The sequence below is a fragment of the Bradyrhizobium sp. LMG 9283 genome (assembly GCF_045571415.1).
In the GTDB taxonomy this organism is placed as follows: domain Bacteria; phylum Pseudomonadota; class Alphaproteobacteria; order Rhizobiales; family Xanthobacteraceae; genus Bradyrhizobium.
The window spans coordinates 1,458,749-1,478,999 of the sequence record NZ_CP120691.1; the positions used below are offsets into that span (position 1 = coordinate 1,458,749).

Here is a 20,251-nt window from a genome sequence, read left to right on the forward strand (position 1 = left end):
ACGCGGAACGCGAGGCCCACTTTTGACGAAAAAAAGCCGGACCCGAGGGCCCGGCTTAGGTATTGGCCACGTGAGGCCGACACAATCACCTTCCAAGAGGGATTACTGAACTCCCGCGCCACTGGAGGAGGGGGACAAATGCGCAACGCGAAGGCTCAGCGTGCAAACATTATGGGCTTGCCGAGCGCCATGCAGCAACAGCCGAGGCCGCATGTCAGTCATGCGGAAATCAGGACGGCCAGCGCTGCGCCTTGCTCACTACGAAGTCACGGAACACCTGCACGCGCGCGACCGTCTTCAACTCCTCGGGATAGACGAAGTAAGTGTCGAGCTGGATCGAATCCGACTCGCCGAACAGCTGCACGAGCTTGCTCTGCTCCTCGACGAGGTAGTCGGGCAGGGCGGCAATGCCGAGGCCCTGCTGACAGGCGCGCACGAGACCGAGGATGTTGTTGACCTTGAAATAGGCTTCGCGCGGACCCGATCCGTTGCGACCGGCTTCGATCAGCCAGTTGCGGTTCTGCAGATGCGGCGCGAAGTTGCCGTCGGCAAGCGTGATGATGCGGTGGGAGTCGAGCTCCTCCAGCGTGCGTGGCGTGCCGAAGCGCTTGATGTATTCCGGCGAGCAATAGGCGTGAAAGCCCATCGCGAACAGCTTGCGCTGGATGAGATCGGGCTGCGTCGGCTTGCGGGTGCGGATCGCGACGTCAGCCTCGCGCATCGATAGATCGAGCTCCTCGTCGGTGACGATCAACGAGATGCGAATCTCCGGATAGAGCGCAGTGAACTCGCCGAGCCGCGGGATCAGCCAGTTGATGCCGACGCCGGGCGTGGTGGTGATCTTGAGATCGCCGCTCGGCCGCTCGCGGCTGTCGGTCAGCTTGGCGCGCGCCGCCTGCAGCTGCATGAACACGTCGTGCGCAGTGCGGAACAGGAGGTCGCCCTGTTCGGTGAGGATCAGGCCGCGGGCGTGGCGGTGAAACAGCGAGACCGAAAGCTCCTGCTCCAGCGCCGAGACCTGGCGGGAGACCGCCGATTGCGACAGGCCGAGCTGCTCGCCGGCATGCGTGAAGCTGCCAGCTTCCGCCGCCGCGTGAAACACCTTCAGCTTGTCCCAGTCCATATCCGTAAATCCGTCGCGTGTTCGAGGCATGATCTTCATTCCGCTGCCGCGCGCTCGCTGGCGCGAAGGGCCAAGAAACGTTCGGCTTCGAGTGCGGCCATGCAGCCGAGGCCGGCGGCCGTCACGGCCTGGCGATAGGTCTCGTCGGCGACGTCGCCGGCGGCAAACAGGCCGGGCACCGACGTGGCGGTCGAGTTCGGGGCGACCTCGACATAGCCCGACGGTTTGAGCTTGACCTGGTCCTTGACGAGTTCGGTCGCCGGCGCATGGCCGATGGCGATGAAGATGCCGTCAGCCTTCACCTCCTTGAGTGCGCCGGTCCTGACGTTCTTGAGCCGGACATGGGTGACCTTGTTGGGGTTCTCGGTGCCGCAGATCTCGTTGACGGCGGAGTCCCAGATCACCTTGATCTTCGGATGCTTGAACAGGCGTTCCTGCAGGATGCGCTCGGCACGGAAGTGATCACGACGATGCACGATGGTGACTTGGGAGGCATGGTTGGTGAGGTACAGGGCTTCCTCGACCGCGGTGTTGCCGCCGCCAACCACGATGACTTCCTTGCCACGGTAGAAGAAGCCGTCGCAGGTGGCGCAGGCCGACACGCCGCCGCCCTGGAACTTCGCTTCGGAAGGCAGCCCGAGCCAGCGCGCTTGCGCCCCGGTGGCGAGGATCAAGGTGTCGGCGAGATAGACGTCGCCGCTGTCGCAGGTGAGACGGAACGGCCGCTGCGTGGTCTCCAGCTTGATGACCAGGTCGGTGACGATCCTGGTGCCGACATGGACCGCCTGCTTCTCCATCTGCTCCATCAGCCAGGGGCCCTGGATCACGTCGGCGAAGCCCGGATAGTTCTCGACGTCCGTGGTAATGGTGAGCTGGCCGCCGGGCTGGATGCCCTGGATCAGGATCGGCTCGAGCATCGCGCGCGCGGCGTAGATCGCGGCGGTGTAGCCGGCGGGGCCAGAGCCAATAATGACGACCTTTGCATGAACAGGAGCGGACATTTCGATGGACGCCTTTCACGGGGGATTTGCAGCGCGGGCGCGGAACGTGCCGGGAGGCCTCGCGGAGGCGCTGAAGTATCAGAGCTAATCTAAGCCTTCTGCTGAGCCATGCAAGAATTGCATTCCCTCTCGGCGGATTTTTCCAACAAGGAACAAAAGTCGATTGCGCTGCGCGCGCAATAAAATTGCGCCGGGGGTGTGGACTGGGCTATGAGGATTTCGACAAATCACCCAATACCGCCGTAAAGGGCAGGAGTTCCAATCACGTGTCGCGGAACCTAGACGAGATCGACCTGAAAATTCTCGCTGAGATTCAGGGCGACGGTCGAATCACAAATGTCGAGCTGGCCAAGCGCGTCGGCATCTCGCCGCCCCCCTGCCTACGCCGCGTCCGCGCGCTCGAGGAGGAGGGTTACATCCACGGCTATCGGGGCCTGCTGGATGCCCGCAAGCTCGGCTTCGACGTCACCGTGTTCGCGGCCGTGCACCTGTCGAGCCAGGCCGAGGCGGATTTGCGTACGTTCGAGGAGTTCGTCCGCGCCGAACCCTTGGTGCGGGAATGCTGGATGCTGTCGGGCGAGGTCGATTTCATCCTGAAATGCGTCGCCCCCGACATGGCGACCTTCCAGGATTTCGTCACGCACCTCACCGCAGCGCCCCATGTCCGCAACGTGCGCACCTCGCTGGTGCTGCACAATTCGAAATACGAGGCGGCGGTGCCGCTGGAGGTGAAGGGAAGAAGATAGTGCGCGCTCTCGTGCCCCGGACGCAGCGCAACGCCCCCGGCGATGCGAAGCATCGTCCGGTGCGATGCGCTGCAGAGCCGGGGAGCATCTCATCGCCGCGTGCCGTGCTGCTTTCTGGGTCCCGGCTCTGCGCATCAGCGCCAAGGGCGTTGCAGCGCGTCCGGGACACGAGACGCAGAAACAAAAAAGCCGCGCATCGCGCGGCCTTTTCGAAACGTCAGCGCAGCGGCAAATCCTTACCGCCACTCCACCTTGGTGATCTCGTACGCCTTGGCGCCGCCGGGCGTGTTGACCTCGACCGAGGCGCCCTTCTTCTTGCCGATCAGTGCGCGCGCGAGCGGCGAGGTGATGGAGATGCGGCCCTTCTTGGCGTCGGCCTCGACCTCGCCGACGATCTGCCACACCGTCCTCTTCTCGGTGTCCTCGTCGACCAGCGTCACCGTGGCGCCGAACTTGATGGTGTCGCCGGAGAGTTTCGAGATGTCGATGATGTCGGCGCGCGCGAGCTTGTCCTCGAGCTCGGCGATGCGGCCCTCATTGTGGGACTGTTCCTCCTTCGCGGCGTGATACTCCGCGTTCTCCGACAGGTCTCCGTGCGAGCGCGCCTCGGCGATGTGCTCGATTATCCGCGGACGATCCACGGACTGGCGGTGCTTCAATTCTTCCCCGAGCGCGACAAAGCCGGCCTGGGTCATCGGAACCTTTTCCATCTCTTCTCTCGTCCTTCAGCTGCGCGCCCCAAAAAGATGCAGGGCGCGGCAACCTTGATTCGTCGGTATTCCGCGGCTGAACACGCGCCCGCCGGGATCTCATGTGGGTCTCGCGCCGGAACAGAACAACCACATGGCCGGACGGTTCCTCCGGCCATTGTGGCTTCATTGCCAATCACTTAGCGGCGGGTTCGCCGCCGCTCGCGATCAGGTTTCCGAAAAGTAGCTCTGCAGGGTACGAACCTCAAGGTCCCCGCCCAGATAGGCGCGGATGCCCTGCGCGGCCGCCACGGCCCCGGAAAGAGTGGTGTAATATGGCACTTTATGCAAGAGGGCCGCGCGCCGCAGCGAACGGCTGTCCGCCAGCGCCTGCGGGCCTTCGGTGGTGTTGAAGACGAGCTGGACGTCGCCATTGGTGATGGCATCGACAATGTGCGGCCGCCCTTCCAGCACCTTGTTCACCTTCTCGGTCGGAATGCCCTGGTCGGTCAGGAAGCGCTGGGTGCCGGAGGTTGCCAGCACCTTGAAGCCGAGCGAGTGCAATTCGCGAACGGCGTCGGCGATGCGCGTCTTGTCGCTTTCGCGCACCGAGACGAACACCGTGCCCTTGCGCGGCACCCGGGTGCCGCCGCCGAGCTGGCTCTTGGCGAAGGCGACCGCGAACGAGCGGTCGATGCCCATGACCTCGCCGGTCGAGCGCATCTCGGGGCCGAGCACGGTGTCGACGCCGGGGAACCGCGCGAACGGAAATACCGATTCCTTCACACCGACGTGCTTGAGCGCAGCCTTCTTCAGCTTGAAGTCGGCGAGCTTCTCGCCCGCCATGATGCGCGCGGCGATTTTGGCGACCGGCGTGCCGATCACCTTGGCCACGAACGGCACGGTGCGCGAAGCGCGCGGATTGACCTCGAGCACGTAGATCTCGCCGTCCTTGATGGCGTATTGCACGTTCATCAAGCCAATGACGTCGAGGCCGAGCGCGAGCTCGCGAGTCTGCCGCTCCAGCTCCTCGATCATCTTCGCATCGAGCGAGTGCGGCGGAAGAGAGCAGGCGCTATCGCCGGAATGGATGCCGGCTTCCTCGATGTGCTCCATGATGCCGACGATGAAGGTGTCCGTGCCGTCGCTGAGGCAGTCAACGTCGACTTCGGTAGCATCTGACAGATAACGGTCGAACAGCAGCGGGTTCTTGCCGAGCACGGTGTTGATCTGCCCGGTCTTGTCGTTCGGATAGCGCGCCTTGACGTCGGCCGGCACCAGCTCCGGCAGCGTGCCAAGCAGATAGTCGTTGAGCTGGTTCTCCTCGCGGATGATCTGCATGGCGCGACCGCCGAGCACGTAGGACGGGCGCACCACGAGCGGCAGACCGAGATCGGCGGAGACGAGGCGAGCCTGCTCGACCGAGTAGGCGATGCCGTTCTTCGGCTGCTTGAGCCTGAGCTTGTCGAGCACGCGCTTGAAGCGGTCGCGGTCCTCGGCGAGGTCGATGGCGTCCGGCGAGGTGCCGAGGATCGGCACTTCAGCGGCTTCCAGCGCGTGCGCCAGCTTCAGTGGGGTCTGACCGCCGAACTGCACGATCACGCCGTGCAGCGTGCCCTTGCTGCGTTCCTTGGCGATGATCTCCAGCACGTCCTCGGCGGTAAGCGGCTCGAAATAAAGCCGATCGGCCGTGTCGTAGTCGGTCGACACCGTCTCCGGGTTGCAGTTGACCATGATGGATTCGTAGCCGGCATCGTGCAGGGCGAAGCAGGCATGACAGCAGCAATAGTCGAACTCGATGCCCTGGCCGATGCGGTTCGGCCCGCCACCGAGAATGATGACCTTCTTCTTGTCGGATGGCGTGCTCTCATCCGCCAATGCTCCCGCAAATGGCGCCTCATAGGTCGAATACATGTAGGCGGTCGGCGAGGCGAACTCGGCCGCGCAGGTGTCGATGCGCTTGTAGACCGGGCGAACGCCGAGCGCGTGGCGCTTCGCCTTGACCTCGGCCTCTGTCGTCTCAGCGAGCACGGCGAGCCGCGCGTCGGAGAAGCCCATGGCCTTCAGGGTGCGCATGCCGAAGGCGTTGCCGGGCAGGCCGTTCTTCCTGACCCTCTCCTCCATGTCGACGATGCCGCGCATCTCGCCGAGGAACCAGGGATCGATCTTGCAGGAGTTGAAGATGTCTTCGTTCGACCAGCCGAGCCGCATGGCCTGGGCGACCTGAAGAATGCGGTTCGGCGTCGGCGTGCCGAGCGCGGCGCGGATCGCATTCTTGTCGTCGTCGCGGCCGAGGCCCTCGATCTCGATCTCATCGAGGCCGGTCAATCCGGTCTCGAGCCCGCGCAGCGCCTTCTGCAGGCTTTCCTGGAAGGTGCGGCCGATCGCCATGACTTCGCCGACCGACTTCATCGACGTGGTCAGCGTGGTCGAGGCGCCCGGGAATTTCTCGAAGGCAAAACGCGGCACCTTGGTGACCACGTAATCGATCGTCGGCTCGAACGAGGCCGGCGTGGCGCCGCCGGTGATGTCGTTGGCGATCTCGTCGAGCGTGTAGCCGACCGCGAGCTTGGCGGCGACCTTTGCGATCGGAAAGCCGGTGGCTTTTGAGGCCAGCGCGGAGGAGCGCGACACGCGCGGATTCATCTCGATGACGACCATGCGGCCGTCTTCGGGATTGACACCGAACTGCACGTTGGAGCCGCCGGTCTCGACCCCGATCTCGCGCAGCACCGCGATCGAGGCGTCGCGCATGATCTGGTATTCCTTGTCGGTCAGCGTCAGCGCTGGCGCCACCGTAATGGAGTCGCCGGTGTGCACGCCCATCGGATCGAGGTTCTCGATCGAGCAGACGATGATGCAATTGTCGTTCTTGTCGCGCACCACCTCCATCTCGTACTCTTTCCAGCCGAGCACGGATTCCTCGATCAGCACTTCGTTGGTCGGAGACGCATCGAGACCGCGCTCGATGATGTCGAGGAATTCTTCCTTGTTGTAGGCGATGCCGCCGCCGGTGCCGCCCATGGTGAAGGAGGGGCGGATGATCGCGGGCAGGCCGATCTCGGACAGCGCCATCATCGCCTGCCCAAGCGCATACTCCTGATACCGCTTGCGGCGGTCGCCTTCGCCGAGAGTCCATTGCCGATCGAGCTCTTCGAGCGCCGCGCCGGAGGCCTTCTCGCGTTCGGCGAGATATTTGTCGCGGAACGACTTCTTCAGCTCGGAGGCGTTGGCAAGCCGCGACTTCGGCGTCTGCAGCCCGATCTTCTCCATGGCGTTGCGGAACAGCTGGCGGTCTTCGGCCTTGTCGATGGCGTCAGCGGTGGCGCCGATCATCTCGACGTCGAACTTCTCCAGCGTGCCCTGCCGGCGCAGCGACAGCGCGCAGTTCAGCGCGGTCTGGCCACCCATGGTCGGCAGCAGCGCGAAGCCGCCGGGAATGACGTGACGTTCCTTCTCGATGATCTTGGCGACGATCTCGGGCGTGATCGGCTCGATATAGGTCGCATCGGCCAGTTCCGGATCGGTCATGATGGTGGCCGGGTTGGAATTGACGAGGACGATGCGATAGCCCTCTTCCTTCAGCGTCTTCACCGCCTGAGTGCCCGAATAGTCGAACTCGCAGGCCTGGCCGATCACGATGGGGCCGGCGCCGATGATCAGGATGGTGGTGATGTCTGTACGTTTGGGCATCAACTCTCGCCGAAGTGGAATTTGGGCACAAAAAAAGGGCGCGCTTGCCGCGCGTCCCCTAAGCAGGAGCGCGATCAGCAAAAGTGGCGCCCGGTTTTGCGTCCGATCGCGCTCCCAATATAAAAGGGCGCATGATCTTCGCGCCAAACCGCCCACACTTTGGCGGATCATGCGCGTGCGCGGGGTCTTCCCTCGCGCGCGGGTGGGTCTTAGACCAGTTTTCGGGGCGGCGAAACCCCGAAAAACGCCCATCAACCGGCAATTTTGACCGGTTTTGGTCGGGCCTGCCAGCCACGGGCGAGGTGCACCACAAGCGAGGCCGCCACACTCGTTCCGCCGATCCAGCCGAGGTCGGTCGGCGACAGGGTGGCCAGCACAGCGCCGCCCAGCGCTCCGCCGATGGCGAAGCCGAGATACATCGATGAGGCGTTGAGCGAGAGCGCGATCATCGAAGCCTGCGGCTCGATCCGGATGATGCTGGCGAGCTGGGCCGGATAGAACGCCCAGCCCGAGAGACCCCAGAGGAAGATCGCCCCGAGCACCGCGTAGTGCGCCTGTGCGGGCATCAGCTTCAGGACCAGCGAATGCAGGATCAGGGCGCCCGCCATGCCGGCGAGCCCGAGGCCTGCGGTCGCGAGCGTGCCGAGCCGGTCGGCCAGGACGCCGCCAAGCATGTTCCCGATCGCCGCCGCGCCGCCAAACACCAGCAGCGCAAGGCTGATCTGCGAGGCGTCGAAGCCGAGGCCGCGCAGCGGGACCGCAAAATAGGTGAACACAGTGAAGCCGCCCAGCGCCCACAGAATGGTGATCAGAAGCGCGACCAGCACGTGGCTGTGGCGCGCCACCGCCAGCCGTTCGCTGAGCGAGGCCGTATTGCGCGGCAGGCCGCGTGGCAGGCCGAGCAACAGGCCGGCGAGCGCGACCGCGCCAATCAGGGCGACCATGGCAAAGGTCGCGCGCCAGCCGAGCAGGCTGCCGACGAGATTGCCGAAGGGCACGCCGATCACGGTCGCAACCGTGAGCCCGGCGGTGACGAGCGCCACCGCGCGGCCGCGCCGTTCGGGCGCCGCGACTGCTACGGACACAGCCATTGCCGTGGGCATACACAGCCCCGAGCCAAGCGCCATCAGCATCCGCGAGGCCAGCAGCAGGGCGTAGTTGGATGCTACCATCGCCGCGAGGTTGCCAGCGATGAAGGTCGTCAGTGCCAGGGCCAGTACAGTGCGGCGGTCGATGTTGTTTAGCGCCACGGCGAGGATGGGCGACCCCACCGCGTAGGTGAGGGCGTAGGCGGTGACCAATTGGCCCGCGGCCGAGACCGAAATCGAAAGGTCGGTGGCGATTGCCGGCAAAAGTCCCGCAATGACAAATCCCTCAGTGCCGATCGCAAACGCCGCTAAGGCCAGCCAGAACACGCTCATTAGAAAAAGTCCCTATGTTCAACGTTTATTGAACTATTGGATGCTATGTTTCCGGGAGTCAATTGGTTCAAGAACTATTGAACATGGTGGCCACTTCGTTATGATCTCGACATGAGCCGCACGCCACTTCATCCGACCCGCGAGCAGATCGAGCTGCCGATGGTGCTGGATTGCCTGAGCGATCCGATCCGGCTCGCCATCGTCTACCAGCTTGCACAGCAAGAACGTGCCAGCAGCAGCGAGCTCTGCTGCGGCGATTTCAGCGGGCTTGGCGGCAAGTCAAACCTCGCCTACCACTTCGCCAAGCTGCGCGAATGCGGGTTGATGCAGACGCGCGTGGCGGGCACCAACCGATTCATGCGGCTGCGACGTGAGGATCTGGAGGCGCGCTTCCCGGGCCTGCTCGATGCCGTGCTCAGCTCGGCGGCCAGGGATGCCGAGCGGCTTCAGCTTGTGTCCGGCTGCGAATTGGTCGACCTTGACCGAAAATGAGACGGTTACGCGTGGGTGCTGACGAGCCCGGCGTGTCACGATATCCAGCGTTTTGGGTGGCAGTCCGTCTTCGCTTTCGCTTCGCTCCAGCCACGCCGGACACGCTTCGCCCCTGCTGGTCTAGCGTAGCTGCGCCACGCGTAGCCCCGCAGCGGCGAAGCGTGGAGACCCGGCCTGGATTTGAACCAGGATGAAGAGCGATGCACCGCTCCCGCGTAGAGCTTCCGCCACCGGGCCACTGCGATAATGACCGATCGGGATGCGAGAGGCCACCTCGGCTGATTGTTATGCTTAACGAACCAAGGGCGGCCGCACGATGAAGGTCATGCGCCAGCGATTATGGCCGATGTTGCTGTGGGCGCGCTGGACCGCGAAGCCCGCCGCCTTCAGCTTGGCGGTGATCTCGTCCTCGCTGTAGCGCTGCAGCCCGATGCGCGTGCGCAGATGACGGTAATCAGACAGCGCGGTGCTGATCAGCCCGAGCAGCGCGTCCTTGAGGAAGCCGTGACGCAGACCGAAGCCGAGCAGCGCCATCACGTCCCTGGCCATGCCGACATTGGGCTGGAGGATATCGCCAAGCACCAGCTTCCCGGAGGGCTTCAGGATACGGCGGATGTTGAGGAGGGCGGCATCGAGCTCCTCCGGCGTCATGTATTGCGCGACTGAGTTCATCACGACGAGATCGATCGACTGGTCCTGCATCTTGCGGACGTCATCGAGTGAGCGCACGCGGATCTTGGTGTTTGGGGCGAACCGCGCGATCAGCCGGCCGCGCACGCCCGGCGCGGGCTCGGCGAGGATCAGCTTGGCGCAGGCGGCGGCCACTTGGTTCGCCGACAGCGCCTCGCCGCAGGCATAGTCCAGCACCGTCGCCTCGGGCGAGGGGATGTAGCCGATGATGTCCCGCGCAATGATCTGGAAGTGCAAATCGCGATGCAGCTTGCTGACATAGATCGTATGCGTGGAGTCGTAATAATCGATCCAATCGTCCATGGTATTCGAACGTCCCGGCCAAATGGTTCCGGTGCAGGAACCGACGCTGCCTGCCTTGCGTTAGGGGTGCGACGGCGCGCCGTCAATGTCTGCGTCCTAACAGGAAGGTCTCCCGTGAGCAAAACCAACAAGGTCTCGCCCGATCTCGACACCCCCACCGATCTGCCGTCCGACGGAGTCAAGAAGGTCTCTGAAGCCCTCAACGTGCTTCTGGCCGATGCGTTCGCGCTTTATCTCAAGACCAAGAATTTCCACTGGCACATCAGCGGCCGGCATTTCCGCGATTACCATTTGCTGCTCGACGAGCAGTCCGACCAGATCTTCGCCACCACGGACCAGCTCGCCGAGCGCGTCCGCAAGGTCGGCGGTACCACGCTGAAGTCGATCGGCCAGGTCGCAAAGCTCCAGACCATCAAGGACAATAACGAGGACTATGTCCCGCCGCGGGAGATGCTGCGCGAGCTGATGCAGGACAACAAGCACGTCGCAGCCGCCATGCGCAAGGCGCACGAGGTCTGCGACGAGGCCGGCGACGTCGCCAGCGCCAGCATCCTCGAGGTCTTCATCGACGAGACCGAGCGCCGCACCTGGTTCCTGTTCGAGGCCACAAGGCAGGAAGGTGCGAACGCGGCGTAGGGCCGCGTCGCATCAACATCGTCGTCCCGGCGCCGGTGTCGTAGGGTGGGCAAAGGCGCGCTCTTCGCGCGCTATGCCCACCATTTGTCCTCACCGTATAGATCGAATGGTGGGCACGCTGCGCTTTGCCCACCCTACGGCACTACATCTGCGCTTGCGGCTACCGCCACAGCCGCATCAATGCCCCATTCTTACCCGTCACCGGATCGGCCGGCGGCAGCGCTACTTGCGGAATCGTCTTCAGGGCTTTCGCGTGGTTATCCGGCGTTGCCCTCGTGATCTCCATCTTTGCGCCGGGCGGATAGGCGCCGATCACGCAGAAATCGTCGCTTGCCTTGATGCACTGATGTCCGGTGCCGGCCGGCAAGATCGCGACGTCACCGGCCTTGATCTGAAGCTCCTGGCCGTGATCGCCGCCGAAGCGGACGCGAGCGCTGCCGCGCGCAACACCGAGCACTTCGTGCACTGTCGCGTGATAGTGCAGATAGTCGTAGACGCCGTTGCGCCACGTCCCGCCCCAGCCGTTCGCTTCGAACAGGTTTTCGATGGTCTCTTCGGGACGCTTGGGATCGAGCTTGACCGCGCCCTGGTAGACCAGGAACGGAAGGATGTTGTTCGGCACGAGCCCGTCATCCTCGAACACGATGGCGAGCGGCTCGGCCTTGTCGCGGACGACGGACATGAGGGCTCCTGCTGCAAGATGCCAAGACAACATTTCGCCTTGTCAGGGCGTTCCTTGGCAGGCCTTGTGTCCCGGACGTGCTGCAGCTGCTGCGCAGAGCCGGGACCCAGAGTGCTGCGACCGGGGCACGCAAGAGCGCCTTTACGCGCTCTTTTTCTGCCGCATCAAATCGGCGAAGCGCTGGAACAGATAATGCGAGTCGCGCGGGCCGGGCGATGCTTCGGGATGGTACTGCACCGAGAACACCGGCTTGCCATCGAGCTGGATGCCGCAATTGGAGCCGTCGAACAGCGAGACGTGGGTCTGCGTCGCGCCCTTCGGCAGCGTCGTCTCGTCCACGGCAAAGCCGTGATTCATCGAGGTGATCTCGACCTTACCGGTGGTCTCGTCCTTCACCGGGTGATTGGCGCCGTGATGGCCCTGATGCATCTTCTTGGTTCTAGCGCCGACGGCAAGGCCCAGCATCTGGTGGCCAAGGCAAATACCGAAGGTCGGCGTGCCCGACTTGATGACGTCCTGGATGACAGGCACCGCGTATTTGCCGGTCGCGGCCGGATCGCCCGGACCGTTGGACAGGAACACGCCGTCCGGCTTCATCGCCAGGATGTCTTCGGACGAGGTCGTCGCCGGCACCACTGTCACCTTGCAGCCGACGCCGGCAAGCAGGCGCAAGATGTTGCGCTTGATCCCGTAATCGATGGCGACGACGTTGAACTCCGGCTTCTCCTGCTGGCCAAAACCGTTGTCCCACAGCCAAGGCGTCTCGTCCCAGGTGAAGCGCTGGCCGCTCGTGACCATCGGCACGAGGTCCATGCCCTCGAGGCCCGGCCATTCGCGCGCTTCTTCCTTCAGGCCATGCAGGTCGAACTCGCCGGTCCGGGAATGCGCGATCACGGCATTGGGCATGCCCTTCGAGCGGATCAGCGCGGTCAGCGCGCGGGTGTCGATGCCGGAGAGGCCGATGATGCCGCGCGCCTTCAGCCATTGGTCGAGATGCTTGGTGGCGCGATAGTTCGAGGGATCGGTGATCGCGGTGCGCAGGATCACGCCGCGCGCGCCGGGCGTCGCGGCCATGTTCACCGTCTCGATGTCGTCCTCGTTGGTGCCGACATTGCCGATATGCGGGAAGGTGAAGGTGATGAGCTGGCCGGCATAGGAGGGATCGGTCAGGATCTCCTCGTAGCCGGTCATCGCGGTGTTGAAGCAGACCTCACCGACGGCGTGGCCTTCGGCGCCGAGACCAAAGCCCTCAAGCACCGTGCCGTCGGCAAGCACGAGGAGCGCGGTCGGTTTGTGGTCCGGCCAAGCGGGATCGTTGTCATGTTGTGTCATGAGCCCGCTTCATAAGCCCCCCGCGCGTGCCCGTCAAAGCGGGAAGAGGCCGATTCACATGCGTTTTTGCATATTTGACAGCCCGTCTCCGGCACCTAAGCTTGGCCGCACAATTTCCGCCAATTTCCTGGGCTTGCGAGGCAATAATGGACCAGACCACCCCGATTTTGCTGGTTCCGGGGCTGGCCTCGTCGGCCCGGATCTATGCCCCGGTTCTCCCCACCTTGTGGCGGCTCGGCCCGGTGATGATTGCCAACCATATCCGCGACGACAGCATGGCGGCGATCGCCGCCCGAGTGCTGAGCGAGGCGCCGCCGCGCTTCGCACTCGCCGGCCATTCCATGGGCGGCTACATCGCGCTCGAGATCATGCGCCAGGCGCCCGAGCGGGTGGCAAAACTCGCGTTGATCAACACCCAGGCCCGCCCCGATACGCCGGAGGCGACCGCGCGCCGTCGCGCTCTGATGGAGCGCGTCAGGCGTGGCGAGCTTCGGGCCATCCGCGAGGAGAGCTTTCCGGAGCTCGTGCATCCGTCTCGGCGCGATGATGCCGCTATTCTGAAGCTCGTGCACGCGCAGGACGAGGACGTCGGCGTGGAAGGCTATCTGCGGCAGCAGGCCGCGATCATCGCGCGGGTGGATTCACGCCCGACGCTTTCAGCCATCAAGTGTCCGACATTGGTGCTGACGGGCGATGCCGACAACACCATCCCCAACGCGTTCTCGAAAGAGATGGCGGAGGGTATTGCCGGCGCGAGGCTCGTGATCCTCGATCGCTGTGGGCACCTGCCGCAACCGGAACAGCCGGAGGCAACGGTGCAGGCGCTGACCGAATGGCTGCTCGCGGGCTAAGCACTCACCCGCAATAGGTGGCCTTGGTCCATAGCGGCAGGAGAAAGAAGCTCACAACGGCAACATCGACCAGGTAAAGGACGCGTCGGGCCTTCGTCGAGACCGGTTTCGTCGAGTGCTCACCTTCGTAGACCACGAGCGGATTGAACTTCGTCTCCCAGCCAAGCTTGTACGTCAGGAGGGATATGAAGTCATAGACCGGCAGGTACAGCAGAAGGATTAGAAAGAGGCCATTCGTGGCGATGGCGAGCCAGGACGAATTGGTTGCGCTGGTAAAGCCCGGAAGCGTGCCGCACGTATAGGGGCCGAAACGGCTCGCCCAGAGCACCCCGAGGCAGACCGCCAACATGGCGAGATGCTTTCCGGTGTTCATGCAAGCACCTATATTGACCCTGGATCTTGTTGTAGACCACGAGTCTTTCCGGACTGTTTCCAAACGAGGCGATCATGCTGCGCGACGACATCAACAATGCGGTCAAGGAGGCCATGAAGGCCAAGGACGAGCGCAAGCTGTCCACGCTGCGCATGGTTAATTCGACCATCAAGAACGCCGACATCGACGCCCGCGGCAGCGGCAAGCCGCCGTTGTCAGACGCCGACATCCTCGCCGTGCTGCAGAAGATGATCAAGCAGCGCCAGGAGGCGGTCGAGCTCTACGACAAGGGTGGCCGTGCCGAGCTTGCCGCGCAAGAGCGCGAGGAGATCGCGGTGATCTCGGCGTATTTGCCGAAGCAGATGTCGGACGACGAGGTGAAGAATGCGATCGCGGATGCGATCACTGAAACCGGTGCGGCCGGTATGAAGGACATGGGCAAGGTGATCGCGGTGCTGCGCGCGAAGTACGCCGGACAGATGGATTTCGGCAAGGCCAGCGGCCTGGTGAAGGCCGCCCTGTCGGGCTAGCAGGAAGGGCCCTGGATGTTTCGTGTTACTGCGGACAGTCTGGAGGCCTATCTCGCTTTCGATGCCAATCGCACGACGGATCTCGGAAAGCTGCATGCGCTGATGCGCAGGGCTGCGCCGTCGCTGAAGCGACATTTCCATGCGGGGACGCCGGCGGGTGAGGCCGGCATGCGCATGGCCATGATCGGCTACGGCCAGTTTCGCTATGCTATCAAGTCCGGCAAGTCGACGTCGTGGCCGGTCATCGGCGTCGCGCTGCAGAAGAATTATATCAGTGTTTATGTCGCGGTGACGCGGAATGGCCAACAGTTGGTTTCATTCTATGCCGACAAGCTCGGCGCGTTGCGGACCGGCTGCAACAATTTCAGCTTCAAGGCGTTCGCCGATCTGAATGCTTCGGCCGTGTCGACGCTGTTTGCGGAGGCTGCCGACATCTTCAAGGCGGACAAGACGAATCCCACGCGCTACATGCAAGGGAACTGAGATCGCGCCTGCGCCCAGCTGAAGGGCTCCCGGCCCACGCTGTCCGAGGCGGTGCTTTAGCTGCCCCGCGCTTTTCGCTAGGCTTCGGTGCTCGCACCCCGCAGAATGGAGTGAAACACGAGGGACGGAATGCTCACCGAAGCCGCAACTTACGACGAGCTCTATCGCAACTTCCGCTGGGACATCCCGGCGCGATTCAACATGGCGGAGGCGTGCTGCGACCGCCATGCCGACGGCACCGGCCGCCTGGCTCTGATCTATGTCGACGAGAACGGCACCACCACGCGCACCTCATTCGATGAGGTCGCGGAGATGTCGCGCCGCTTCGCCAATGTGCTGAAGACGGATGGGCTTGTCCGAGGCGATCGCGTCGCGGTGTTCCTGTCGCAGTCGCTGGAATTGCCGATCGCGCACATGGCGGCGTTCCGCTCCGGGCTGATCTCGATCCCGCTGTTTGCCCTGTTCGGCGAGGACGCGCTGGAATTCCGCCTGTCGAATTCGCAGGCAAGAGCCATCATAACCGATGAGGCGGGCTGGGAGAAGCTCACCAAGATCCGCGACCGGCTGCCCTATTTGCAGGACATCTATGTCACGAGCGGCGCCGTCCACGCCGGTGCAAAGCCGTTCTGGTCAGCGATCGAAACCGCGTCCGAGGATTTTGCAAATGTCGACACCTCGGCCGACGATCCCGCGCTGATCATCTACACCTCGGGCACGACCGGCAACCCGAAGGGCGCGCTGCATGCGCACCGCGTCGTGCTCGGCCATCTTCCCAATGTGGAGATGTGCCACAACTTCCTGCCACGCCCCGGCGATCTCATGTGGACGCCGGCGGATTGGGCCTGGATCGGCGGCCTCATCAACGGCCTGCTCGCCTTCTGGTATCACGGCATTCCGCTGGTCGGTCATCGTGCGCGCAAATTCGAGCCGCAGGCAGCAATGCAGATGATGGCTGATCTCGGCATCCGCAACGTCTTCCTGCCGCCGACGGCGCTGAAGCTGATGCGGCAGGCCGGCGTCAAGCATCCCGGCGTCAAGCTGCGCAGCATCTTCACCGGCGGCGAGTCTCTGGGTGGCGAGTTGCTCGGATGGGTGCGCGATACCTTCGGAATCGATGCGCACGAGGTGTTCGGCCAGACCGAGTGCAACCTCGTGATCGGTAGCAACTCCAATCTGTTTCCGATCCGCCCCGGCGCGATGGGCAAGGCGACGCCGGGCTTCGACGTCCGCATCGTCAACGACAAGGGCGAGGAACTGCCGCGCGGCCAGCGCGGCATCATCGGCGTGCGCCAGCCATGCCCGGTCACCATGCTCGAATATTGGTGCAATCCGGAGGCGACGGCGAAGAAATATGCCGGCGAGTTCCTGCTCACCGGCGATCTCGGCGTGCAGGATGAGGACGGCTATTTCTGGTATGTCAGCCGCGAGGACGACGTCATCACCACCGCCGGTTATCGCGTCGGCCCGTCGGAGATCGAGCACACGCTGATGAAGCATCCGTCGGTGGCGATGGCCGCGGTGGTCGGTATTCCCGATCCGATCCGCACGGAATCAATCAAGGCGTGGATCGTGCTGCGTCCCGGCTTTACCGGCAGCGACGCGCTCGCGCGCGAGATCCAGGAGTTCGTCAAGGTGCAGCTCGCCGCCCACGAATATCCGCGCTTCGTGGAGTTCGCCGAGACGCTGCCGATGACGGCGACCGGCAAGGTGTTGCGGCGCGAGCTGCGGGCGAGGGGCTAGCTTCCGATAATGGCCAAGATGTCTCAAGCCGCGGGGCTTCACCGCGCCTCGCTTGCAAAGCTGCACGAGCTCGATGCCGCGCTCGAGCTGATGTATTACGGCTGGCGCGGGCTGACGCTGGAGGCCGATGCATATCTTGCCAAGCAGGGTCTGTCGCGCCCGCATCATCGTATCCTCTATGTGGTGGCGCGCCGGCCCGACATCGCGATCGGTTCGCTGATCGAGATCCTCGGCATTTCCAAGCAGGCCCTGAACCGGCCGCTCAATTTGCTCTTGGAGCGCAAGCTCCTGACGTCGAAGCGCTCGCCGGAGCAGCACCGCTCGAAACTGCTGCGCCTGACGGAAGCGGGGCGGCGCATCGAGCAGCGGGCCTCGGACCACGAGCGCCAGGTCCTGCTCGAGGCGTTCGATCGCGTCGGGGCGTCCGGTGCGGCTGGTTGGATGGGCGTGATGGAGGCGATCGCCGACAACAGCTGACGAAGCTTAAAGTCAACATGGTTGACATGAGGCGTGAGCTTTGCCACCTTTCCGGCCACGAGCCAGGGGAGGATCCGCATCATGAGTGGACAAGCAATGGATCGCGCGGCCGCCGAACGCTTTGTCGCGGCATGGTGCGCGAATTGGTGCCGGGTCGATATCGATGCGGTCGTCGCGCATTTCGCCGATGATGCGCAGATGCGCAGCCCTCTCGCTCTCACCCTGACGGGTTCTCCGACCGTCACCGGCGCTGAGGATATCCGCGCCTACTGGCGGAAAGCCTATGGCCACATCGAAAGTGCCGACCTGAAGGTCCTGAGCTGGAGCTGGGACGAGGCGATCGCGCGACTGACGGTGTGGTGGCAGCTGGGCGACACCCGCGCCAGCGAGTTCATGGACTTCGACGATGCGGGCCGCGTCGTCCGCAGTGAAGCCTTTTACGGAAAATGACGATGCACCTTTCTGATTTCATCCTGCTTCTCAACACGCTCTGGTTCGTCGGTGCCTTCATCCAGTTCAGCATCGCGCAAACCAATACGCTGAAGATATTGCTGCCGCGGGAAGAGCGCAGCAATCCGATCGCACCGACGTTGGCGGCGAGCGTCGCGTTCCTGGGCGCGATGAATCTGCCGATCGGATTGCTGTCGCTCTATCTCCTGGCCGCTCGTCCGTCCTTCTTCCAGCCGGTCGAGGCCCAGCTCGCGCTGTTCCTGTTCTTTGCCGCCTGCCATTTCAGCCAGTTCGCCTATAACGTTCCCGTGCTGTTGCGCGGAGGCCGCGTCGGGGTGGCTTACTGGCCAGTTCTGAAAGGCCCGATGCTCCGGATCTTCGTCATCGACGCGGCTCTGTTCGCGGCCAATCTCGGCGCGGCGCTTCAGCTGCTATCACGCGCCTGATAAGCGCGGCGCGTCAGGCCAAACAGGAACGATTTCCTCGACGGCGGAAATTGCCGCGCCTACGGCGTCTTGATCCCCATCGCCTTCAGGGCGTCGAGCATCCGCTGCGGCGGGCCCATTTTCACCACCAATGGCTGGCCTGTCTCGAGCAGGCTCTTGAGGCTGGACAGGATCGCCGGCCAGCCCTGCCGTCCGCCTTCGAGGATATCGTCGCTGAGCGGGCGGTCATGGCCTTCGCTCATGGTGAGCCGGACCGCGTCGCCGACTTGTTCGATCTCGTAAGTGACGAGCGCGGGGCCGAGCTTTTCGATCAGCTCGGGCCAGTTGACGTTGAACGTGACCGAGAGCTTTCGCGGAGGATCGTAGGCGAGAACCTCGCCGCTGATGTGCAGCGCGCCGTCAGGCGTGCGCACGGCGAAGGCGCCGCCGAGCCGCGGCTCGACCTCCACGGCGTTGCCGAAGAAATACCGCTTGCTGAACTCGGCCGATGTCAGCGCTTCCCACACCTTCTCCGGCGTTGCGGCGATGTAGATGGTGTAGACCGTGAGCGGCTTGAATTGATCGCGGTTCATTTTGCATCGAATCCCTTGTTCAGGGCTGCGCGCGGGATGGCGAGCACTTGGCCTCGCTCCAAAAGGCTCTTGAGTCCGGACAGGATCGCCGGCCAGCCGTTGGAGACGGCGCCGAGATATTTGCCGCCCTCGACGAAGCCATCATGCAGCACGGTCAAACGCACGAGCGAGCCGAACGGTTCGATGGTGAAGACGACGCGCGAGGTCGGCTCGCCCCGAAGCTCCTCGTACTTGTGGTGCTTGAAGCTGTAGGACAGACGCCGCGGCGGATCGGATTCGAGGATCTCGCCGGAATCGGTGACCTCGCCGTCGAGCGTGAGCGCGAAAGGCGAGCCGATCTTCCAGTCCGATTGCACCTCGGCGCCGAACCAGTATTGCCTGGTGAACTCGCTCGACGTCAGCGCCTCCCACAGCTTCTCGGGCGTGGTCTCGATGTAGGTCGCGTAGAGGAACTCCGGCTTATTCATCGCGCTTCTCCAACTGGCATTTCAACTCGCTGAGCGCGGCGAGCTTGTCGCGCTCGAATTTCCTGATCCAGCGTTCGCCGATCTGATGGATCGGCACCGGGTTGAGGTAGTGCAGCTTCTCGCGCCCCTGCCTGATGGTGGTGACCAGGTTGGCGTCCTCGAGAATGACAAGGTGTTTCGTGACGGCCTGCCGTGTCATCGCGAGGCCCTCGCAAAGTTCGTTCAGGGTTTGGCCGTTCCTGGCGTGAAGTCTGTCCAGCAGCGACCGTCTCGATGCGTCTGCCAGCGCTTTGAAGACCTCATCCATGGCAGCGATAATAGGCAACCAAATGGTTGCATGTCAAGCGGCAAAAGCAGAGAGGAGGGGAACGTCTTCCGTTCCAACCCTCGCCATGCATTAATGCGGCAAACGCCTTCAGCGAGTCCCTCCCCATGATGTCGATGCAAGCCTATCTCGCCTTCGTCGCCGCCTGCATTGCGCTGGCGCTGCTGCCGGGTCCGATCGTCACCCTGGTCATCGCCAACGGGCTGCGCCACGGCACGCGTGCGGCGCTGACCAACGTTGCCGGCGCGCAGGCTGGGCTTGCCATCGTCATCGGCATCGTCGCGGTCGGCCTGACCTCGCTAATGGCGACCATGGGCTACTGGTTCGATTGGGTGCGCTTTGCCGGCGCCGCTTATCTCGTCTGGCTCGGCATCAGGCTGATCTGGGCGCCGGTCGAGGGCGTCGATGTCAAGGCACCGCCACCGCCGCCGCGCGGCGGCTTCTTCCTGCAGGGATTCTTGGTGCTGCTGTCGAATCCGAAGGTGCTGGTGTTCTTCGGCGCCTTCATCCCGCAATTTATGGACATGAATCGGCCGCACTTTCCGCAAGTCGCGCTGCTCGGCGTAACATTCATGGTGACGGCGGTGATGACGGATGCGCTCTACGCCATCGCCGCCGGGCGTGCCCGAAAATTCTTCTCGGCGCGCCGTACGCGCATGATGTCGCGCATCTCCGGCGGCTTTATGATCGGCGGCGGCATCTGGCTGGCGCTGACACGGGCGAAGTGAC

23 protein-coding genes are annotated in these 20,251 nt (G+C 63.7%); 11 read left to right on the plus strand and 12 right to left on the minus strand.

What is annotated here, in order from left to right:
• Positions 1-229: 229 nt before the first annotated feature.
• A complete protein-coding gene (locus tag P6U29_RS06900) occupies positions 230-1,153 on the minus strand; it encodes a LysR family transcriptional regulator (protein ID WP_162500129.1) in 924 nt (307 codons plus the stop codon).
• A gap of 5 nt (positions 1,154-1,158) precedes the next feature.
• Entirely contained in the window at positions 1,159-2,124 is a 966-nt protein-coding gene (gene trxB, locus P6U29_RS06905; RefSeq protein WP_407116907.1) for a thioredoxin-disulfide reductase, read from the minus strand.
• A 266-nt stretch (positions 2,125-2,390) separates the two neighbouring features.
• Between trxB and P6U29_RS06910 the strand changes: the two genes are divergently transcribed.
• On the plus strand, positions 2,391-2,870 hold the full coding sequence (locus tag P6U29_RS06910) for an Lrp/AsnC family transcriptional regulator (RefSeq protein ID WP_407116908.1): 480 nt from the start codon (positions 2,391-2,393) through the stop codon (positions 2,868-2,870).
• A gap of 236 nt (positions 2,871-3,106) precedes the next feature.
• On the opposite strand, the gene greA is transcribed toward P6U29_RS06910, so the two are convergent.
• The 3 genes from greA to P6U29_RS06925 form a co-directional block, all read right to left on the minus strand.
• Positions 3,107-3,580 (minus strand): transcription elongation factor GreA, encoded by a 474-nt coding sequence (greA, locus tag P6U29_RS06915; RefSeq protein WP_407116909.1) that lies wholly within the window; start codon positions 3,578-3,580, stop codon positions 3,107-3,109.
• Positions 3,581-3,787: 207 nt separating this feature from the next.
• Positions 3,788-7,252, minus strand: coding sequence for a carbamoyl-phosphate synthase large subunit (gene carB / locus P6U29_RS06920; protein WP_407116910.1), 3,465 nt, complete (start codon positions 7,250-7,252; stop codon positions 3,788-3,790).
• A 251-nt stretch (positions 7,253-7,503) separates the two neighbouring features.
• Positions 7,504-8,673: an MFS transporter gene (locus P6U29_RS06925; RefSeq protein ID WP_407116911.1), complete on the minus strand. Its 1,170-nt coding sequence runs from the start codon at positions 8,671-8,673 to the stop codon at positions 7,504-7,506.
• Between the two features lie 111 nt (positions 8,674-8,784).
• Here P6U29_RS06925 and P6U29_RS06930 point away from each other — a divergent pair, with 111 nt between their 5' ends.
• Positions 8,785-9,165, plus strand: a complete 381-nt coding sequence (locus tag P6U29_RS06930) for an ArsR/SmtB family transcription factor (RefSeq protein ID WP_407116912.1) — start codon at positions 8,785-8,787, stop codon at positions 9,163-9,165.
• A 291-nt stretch (positions 9,166-9,456) separates the two neighbouring features.
• Here the strand turns inward: P6U29_RS06930 and P6U29_RS06935 are convergent, their stop codons facing one another.
• Positions 9,457-10,158, minus strand: a complete 702-nt coding sequence (locus P6U29_RS06935) for a class I SAM-dependent methyltransferase (RefSeq protein WP_407116913.1) — start codon at positions 10,156-10,158, stop codon at positions 9,457-9,459.
• Between the two features lie 114 nt (positions 10,159-10,272).
• Here P6U29_RS06935 and P6U29_RS06940 point away from each other — a divergent pair, with 114 nt between their 5' ends.
• Positions 10,273-10,794, plus strand: a complete 522-nt coding sequence (locus tag P6U29_RS06940; RefSeq protein WP_407116914.1) for a Dps family protein — start codon at positions 10,273-10,275, stop codon at positions 10,792-10,794.
• A 160-nt stretch (positions 10,795-10,954) separates the two neighbouring features.
• Here P6U29_RS06940 and P6U29_RS06945 read toward each other — a convergent pair whose 3' ends face one another.
• Both P6U29_RS06945 and carA read right to left on the minus strand, forming a co-directional pair.
• Positions 10,955-11,476: a cupin domain-containing protein gene (locus tag P6U29_RS06945; protein WP_407116915.1), complete on the minus strand. Its 522-nt coding sequence runs from the start codon at positions 11,474-11,476 to the stop codon at positions 10,955-10,957.
• 141 nt (positions 11,477-11,617) lie between these two features.
• A complete protein-coding gene (carA, locus tag P6U29_RS06950) occupies positions 11,618-12,808 on the minus strand; it encodes a glutamine-hydrolyzing carbamoyl-phosphate synthase small subunit (RefSeq protein ID WP_407116916.1) in 1,191 nt (396 codons plus the stop codon).
• 146 nt (positions 12,809-12,954) lie between these two features.
• Here carA and P6U29_RS06955 point away from each other — a divergent pair, with 146 nt between their 5' ends.
• Positions 12,955-13,659: an alpha/beta fold hydrolase gene (locus tag P6U29_RS06955; RefSeq protein ID WP_407116917.1), complete on the plus strand. Its 705-nt coding sequence runs from the start codon at positions 12,955-12,957 to the stop codon at positions 13,657-13,659.
• 4 nt (positions 13,660-13,663) lie between these two features.
• Here the strand turns inward: P6U29_RS06955 and P6U29_RS06960 are convergent, their stop codons facing one another.
• A complete protein-coding gene (locus P6U29_RS06960) occupies positions 13,664-14,032 on the minus strand; it encodes a hypothetical protein (protein ID WP_407116918.1) in 369 nt (122 codons plus the stop codon).
• A gap of 74 nt (positions 14,033-14,106) precedes the next feature.
• On the opposite strand from P6U29_RS06960, the gene P6U29_RS06965 reads away from it, so the two are divergent.
• From P6U29_RS06965 to P6U29_RS06990, 6 genes are all read left to right on the plus strand, one after another.
• A complete protein-coding gene (locus P6U29_RS06965; protein ID WP_407116919.1) occupies positions 14,107-14,562 on the plus strand; it encodes a GatB/YqeY domain-containing protein in 456 nt (151 codons plus the stop codon).
• Positions 14,563-14,577: 15 nt separating this feature from the next.
• Complete coding sequence (locus P6U29_RS06970; protein ID WP_407116920.1) at positions 14,578-15,045, plus strand: hypothetical protein; 468 nt, start codon at positions 14,578-14,580, stop codon at positions 15,043-15,045.
• Between the two features lie 129 nt (positions 15,046-15,174).
• Positions 15,175-16,785, plus strand: a complete 1,611-nt coding sequence (locus tag P6U29_RS06975; protein WP_407116921.1) for an acyl-CoA synthetase — start codon at positions 15,175-15,177, stop codon at positions 16,783-16,785.
• A 9-nt stretch (positions 16,786-16,794) separates the two neighbouring features.
• Entirely contained in the window at positions 16,795-17,262 is a 468-nt protein-coding gene (locus P6U29_RS06980) for a MarR family transcriptional regulator (RefSeq protein ID WP_407116922.1), read from the plus strand.
• Positions 17,263-17,343: 81 nt separating this feature from the next.
• A complete protein-coding gene (locus tag P6U29_RS06985; RefSeq protein ID WP_407119259.1) occupies positions 17,344-17,712 on the plus strand; it encodes a YybH family protein in 369 nt (122 codons plus the stop codon).
• Positions 17,713-17,714: 2 nt separating this feature from the next.
• Complete coding sequence (locus P6U29_RS06990) at positions 17,715-18,158, plus strand: hypothetical protein (RefSeq protein ID WP_407116923.1); 444 nt, start codon at positions 17,715-17,717, stop codon at positions 18,156-18,158.
• A gap of 59 nt (positions 18,159-18,217) precedes the next feature.
• Here the strand turns inward: P6U29_RS06990 and P6U29_RS06995 are convergent, their stop codons facing one another.
• Genes P6U29_RS06995 through P6U29_RS07005 form a run of 3 tightly spaced genes read right to left on the minus strand, consistent with a single transcriptional unit; the run spans position 18,218 to position 19,504 of the window.
• Positions 18,218-18,730 (minus strand): SRPBCC family protein, encoded by a 513-nt coding sequence (locus P6U29_RS06995; protein ID WP_407116924.1) that lies wholly within the window; start codon positions 18,728-18,730, stop codon positions 18,218-18,220.
• A complete protein-coding gene (locus tag P6U29_RS07000) occupies positions 18,727-19,197 on the minus strand; it encodes an SRPBCC family protein (protein ID WP_407116925.1) in 471 nt (156 codons plus the stop codon). Before P6U29_RS07000 ends, P6U29_RS06995 begins: the two co-directional genes overlap by 4 nt.
• Entirely contained in the window at positions 19,190-19,504 is a 315-nt protein-coding gene (locus P6U29_RS07005; RefSeq protein ID WP_407116926.1) for an ArsR/SmtB family transcription factor, read from the minus strand. The genes P6U29_RS07000 and P6U29_RS07005 overlap by 8 nt, the downstream gene beginning before the upstream one ends.
• A 125-nt stretch (positions 19,505-19,629) precedes the next feature.
• On the opposite strand from P6U29_RS07005, the gene P6U29_RS07010 reads away from it, so the two are divergent.
• Entirely contained in the window at positions 19,630-20,250 is a 621-nt protein-coding gene (locus P6U29_RS07010) for a LysE family translocator (protein WP_407116927.1), read from the plus strand.
• Position 20,251: the final 1 nt, after the last annotated feature.

Excerpts from the sequence above, each read along its gene's own strand:
- P6U29_RS07010 (WP_407116927.1), top strand. The coding sequence starts at position 19,630 with ATGATGTCGATGCAAGCCTATCTCGCCTTCGTCGCCGCCTGCATTGCG.
- P6U29_RS06935 (WP_407116913.1), bottom strand. The coding sequence starts at position 10,158 with ATGGACGATTGGATCGATTATTACGACTCCACGCATACGATCTATGTC.
- P6U29_RS06930 (WP_407116912.1), top strand. The coding sequence starts at position 8,785 with ATGAGCCGCACGCCACTTCATCCGACCCGCGAGCAGATCGAGCTGCCG.
- carA (WP_407116916.1), bottom strand. The coding sequence starts at position 12,808 with ATGACACAACATGACAACGATCCCGCTTGGCCGGACCACAAACCGACC.
- P6U29_RS06970 (WP_407116920.1), top strand. The coding sequence starts at position 14,578 with ATGTTTCGTGTTACTGCGGACAGTCTGGAGGCCTATCTCGCTTTCGAT.
- trxB (WP_407116907.1), bottom strand. The coding sequence starts at position 2,124 with ATGTCCGCTCCTGTTCATGCAAAGGTCGTCATTATTGGCTCTGGCCCC.
- P6U29_RS07005 (WP_407116926.1), bottom strand. The coding sequence starts at position 19,504 with ATGGATGAGGTCTTCAAAGCGCTGGCAGACGCATCGAGACGGTCGCTG.
- greA (WP_407116909.1), bottom strand. The coding sequence starts at position 3,580 with ATGGAAAAGGTTCCGATGACCCAGGCCGGCTTTGTCGCGCTCGGGGAA.
- P6U29_RS06980 (WP_407116922.1), top strand. The coding sequence starts at position 16,795 with ATGGCCAAGATGTCTCAAGCCGCGGGGCTTCACCGCGCCTCGCTTGCA.
- P6U29_RS06985 (WP_407119259.1), top strand. The coding sequence starts at position 17,344 with ATGAGTGGACAAGCAATGGATCGCGCGGCCGCCGAACGCTTTGTCGCG.
- P6U29_RS06975 (WP_407116921.1), top strand. The coding sequence starts at position 15,175 with ATGCTCACCGAAGCCGCAACTTACGACGAGCTCTATCGCAACTTCCGC.
- carB (WP_407116910.1), bottom strand. The coding sequence starts at position 7,252 with ATGCCCAAACGTACAGACATCACCACCATCCTGATCATCGGCGCCGGC.
- P6U29_RS07000 (WP_407116925.1), bottom strand. The coding sequence starts at position 19,197 with ATGAATAAGCCGGAGTTCCTCTACGCGACCTACATCGAGACCACGCCC.
- P6U29_RS06995 (WP_407116924.1), bottom strand. The coding sequence starts at position 18,730 with ATGAACCGCGATCAATTCAAGCCGCTCACGGTCTACACCATCTACATC.
- P6U29_RS06945 (WP_407116915.1), bottom strand. The coding sequence starts at position 11,476 with ATGTCCGTCGTCCGCGACAAGGCCGAGCCGCTCGCCATCGTGTTCGAG.
- P6U29_RS06960 (WP_407116918.1), bottom strand. The coding sequence starts at position 14,032 with ATGAACACCGGAAAGCATCTCGCCATGTTGGCGGTCTGCCTCGGGGTG.
- P6U29_RS06990 (WP_407116923.1), top strand. The coding sequence starts at position 17,715 with ATGCACCTTTCTGATTTCATCCTGCTTCTCAACACGCTCTGGTTCGTC.
- P6U29_RS06900 (WP_162500129.1), bottom strand. The coding sequence starts at position 1,153 with ATGCCTCGAACACGCGACGGATTTACGGATATGGACTGGGACAAGCTG.
- P6U29_RS06925 (WP_407116911.1), bottom strand. The coding sequence starts at position 8,673 with ATGAGCGTGTTCTGGCTGGCCTTAGCGGCGTTTGCGATCGGCACTGAG.
- P6U29_RS06965 (WP_407116919.1), top strand. The coding sequence starts at position 14,107 with ATGCTGCGCGACGACATCAACAATGCGGTCAAGGAGGCCATGAAGGCC.
- P6U29_RS06955 (WP_407116917.1), top strand. The coding sequence starts at position 12,955 with ATGGACCAGACCACCCCGATTTTGCTGGTTCCGGGGCTGGCCTCGTCG.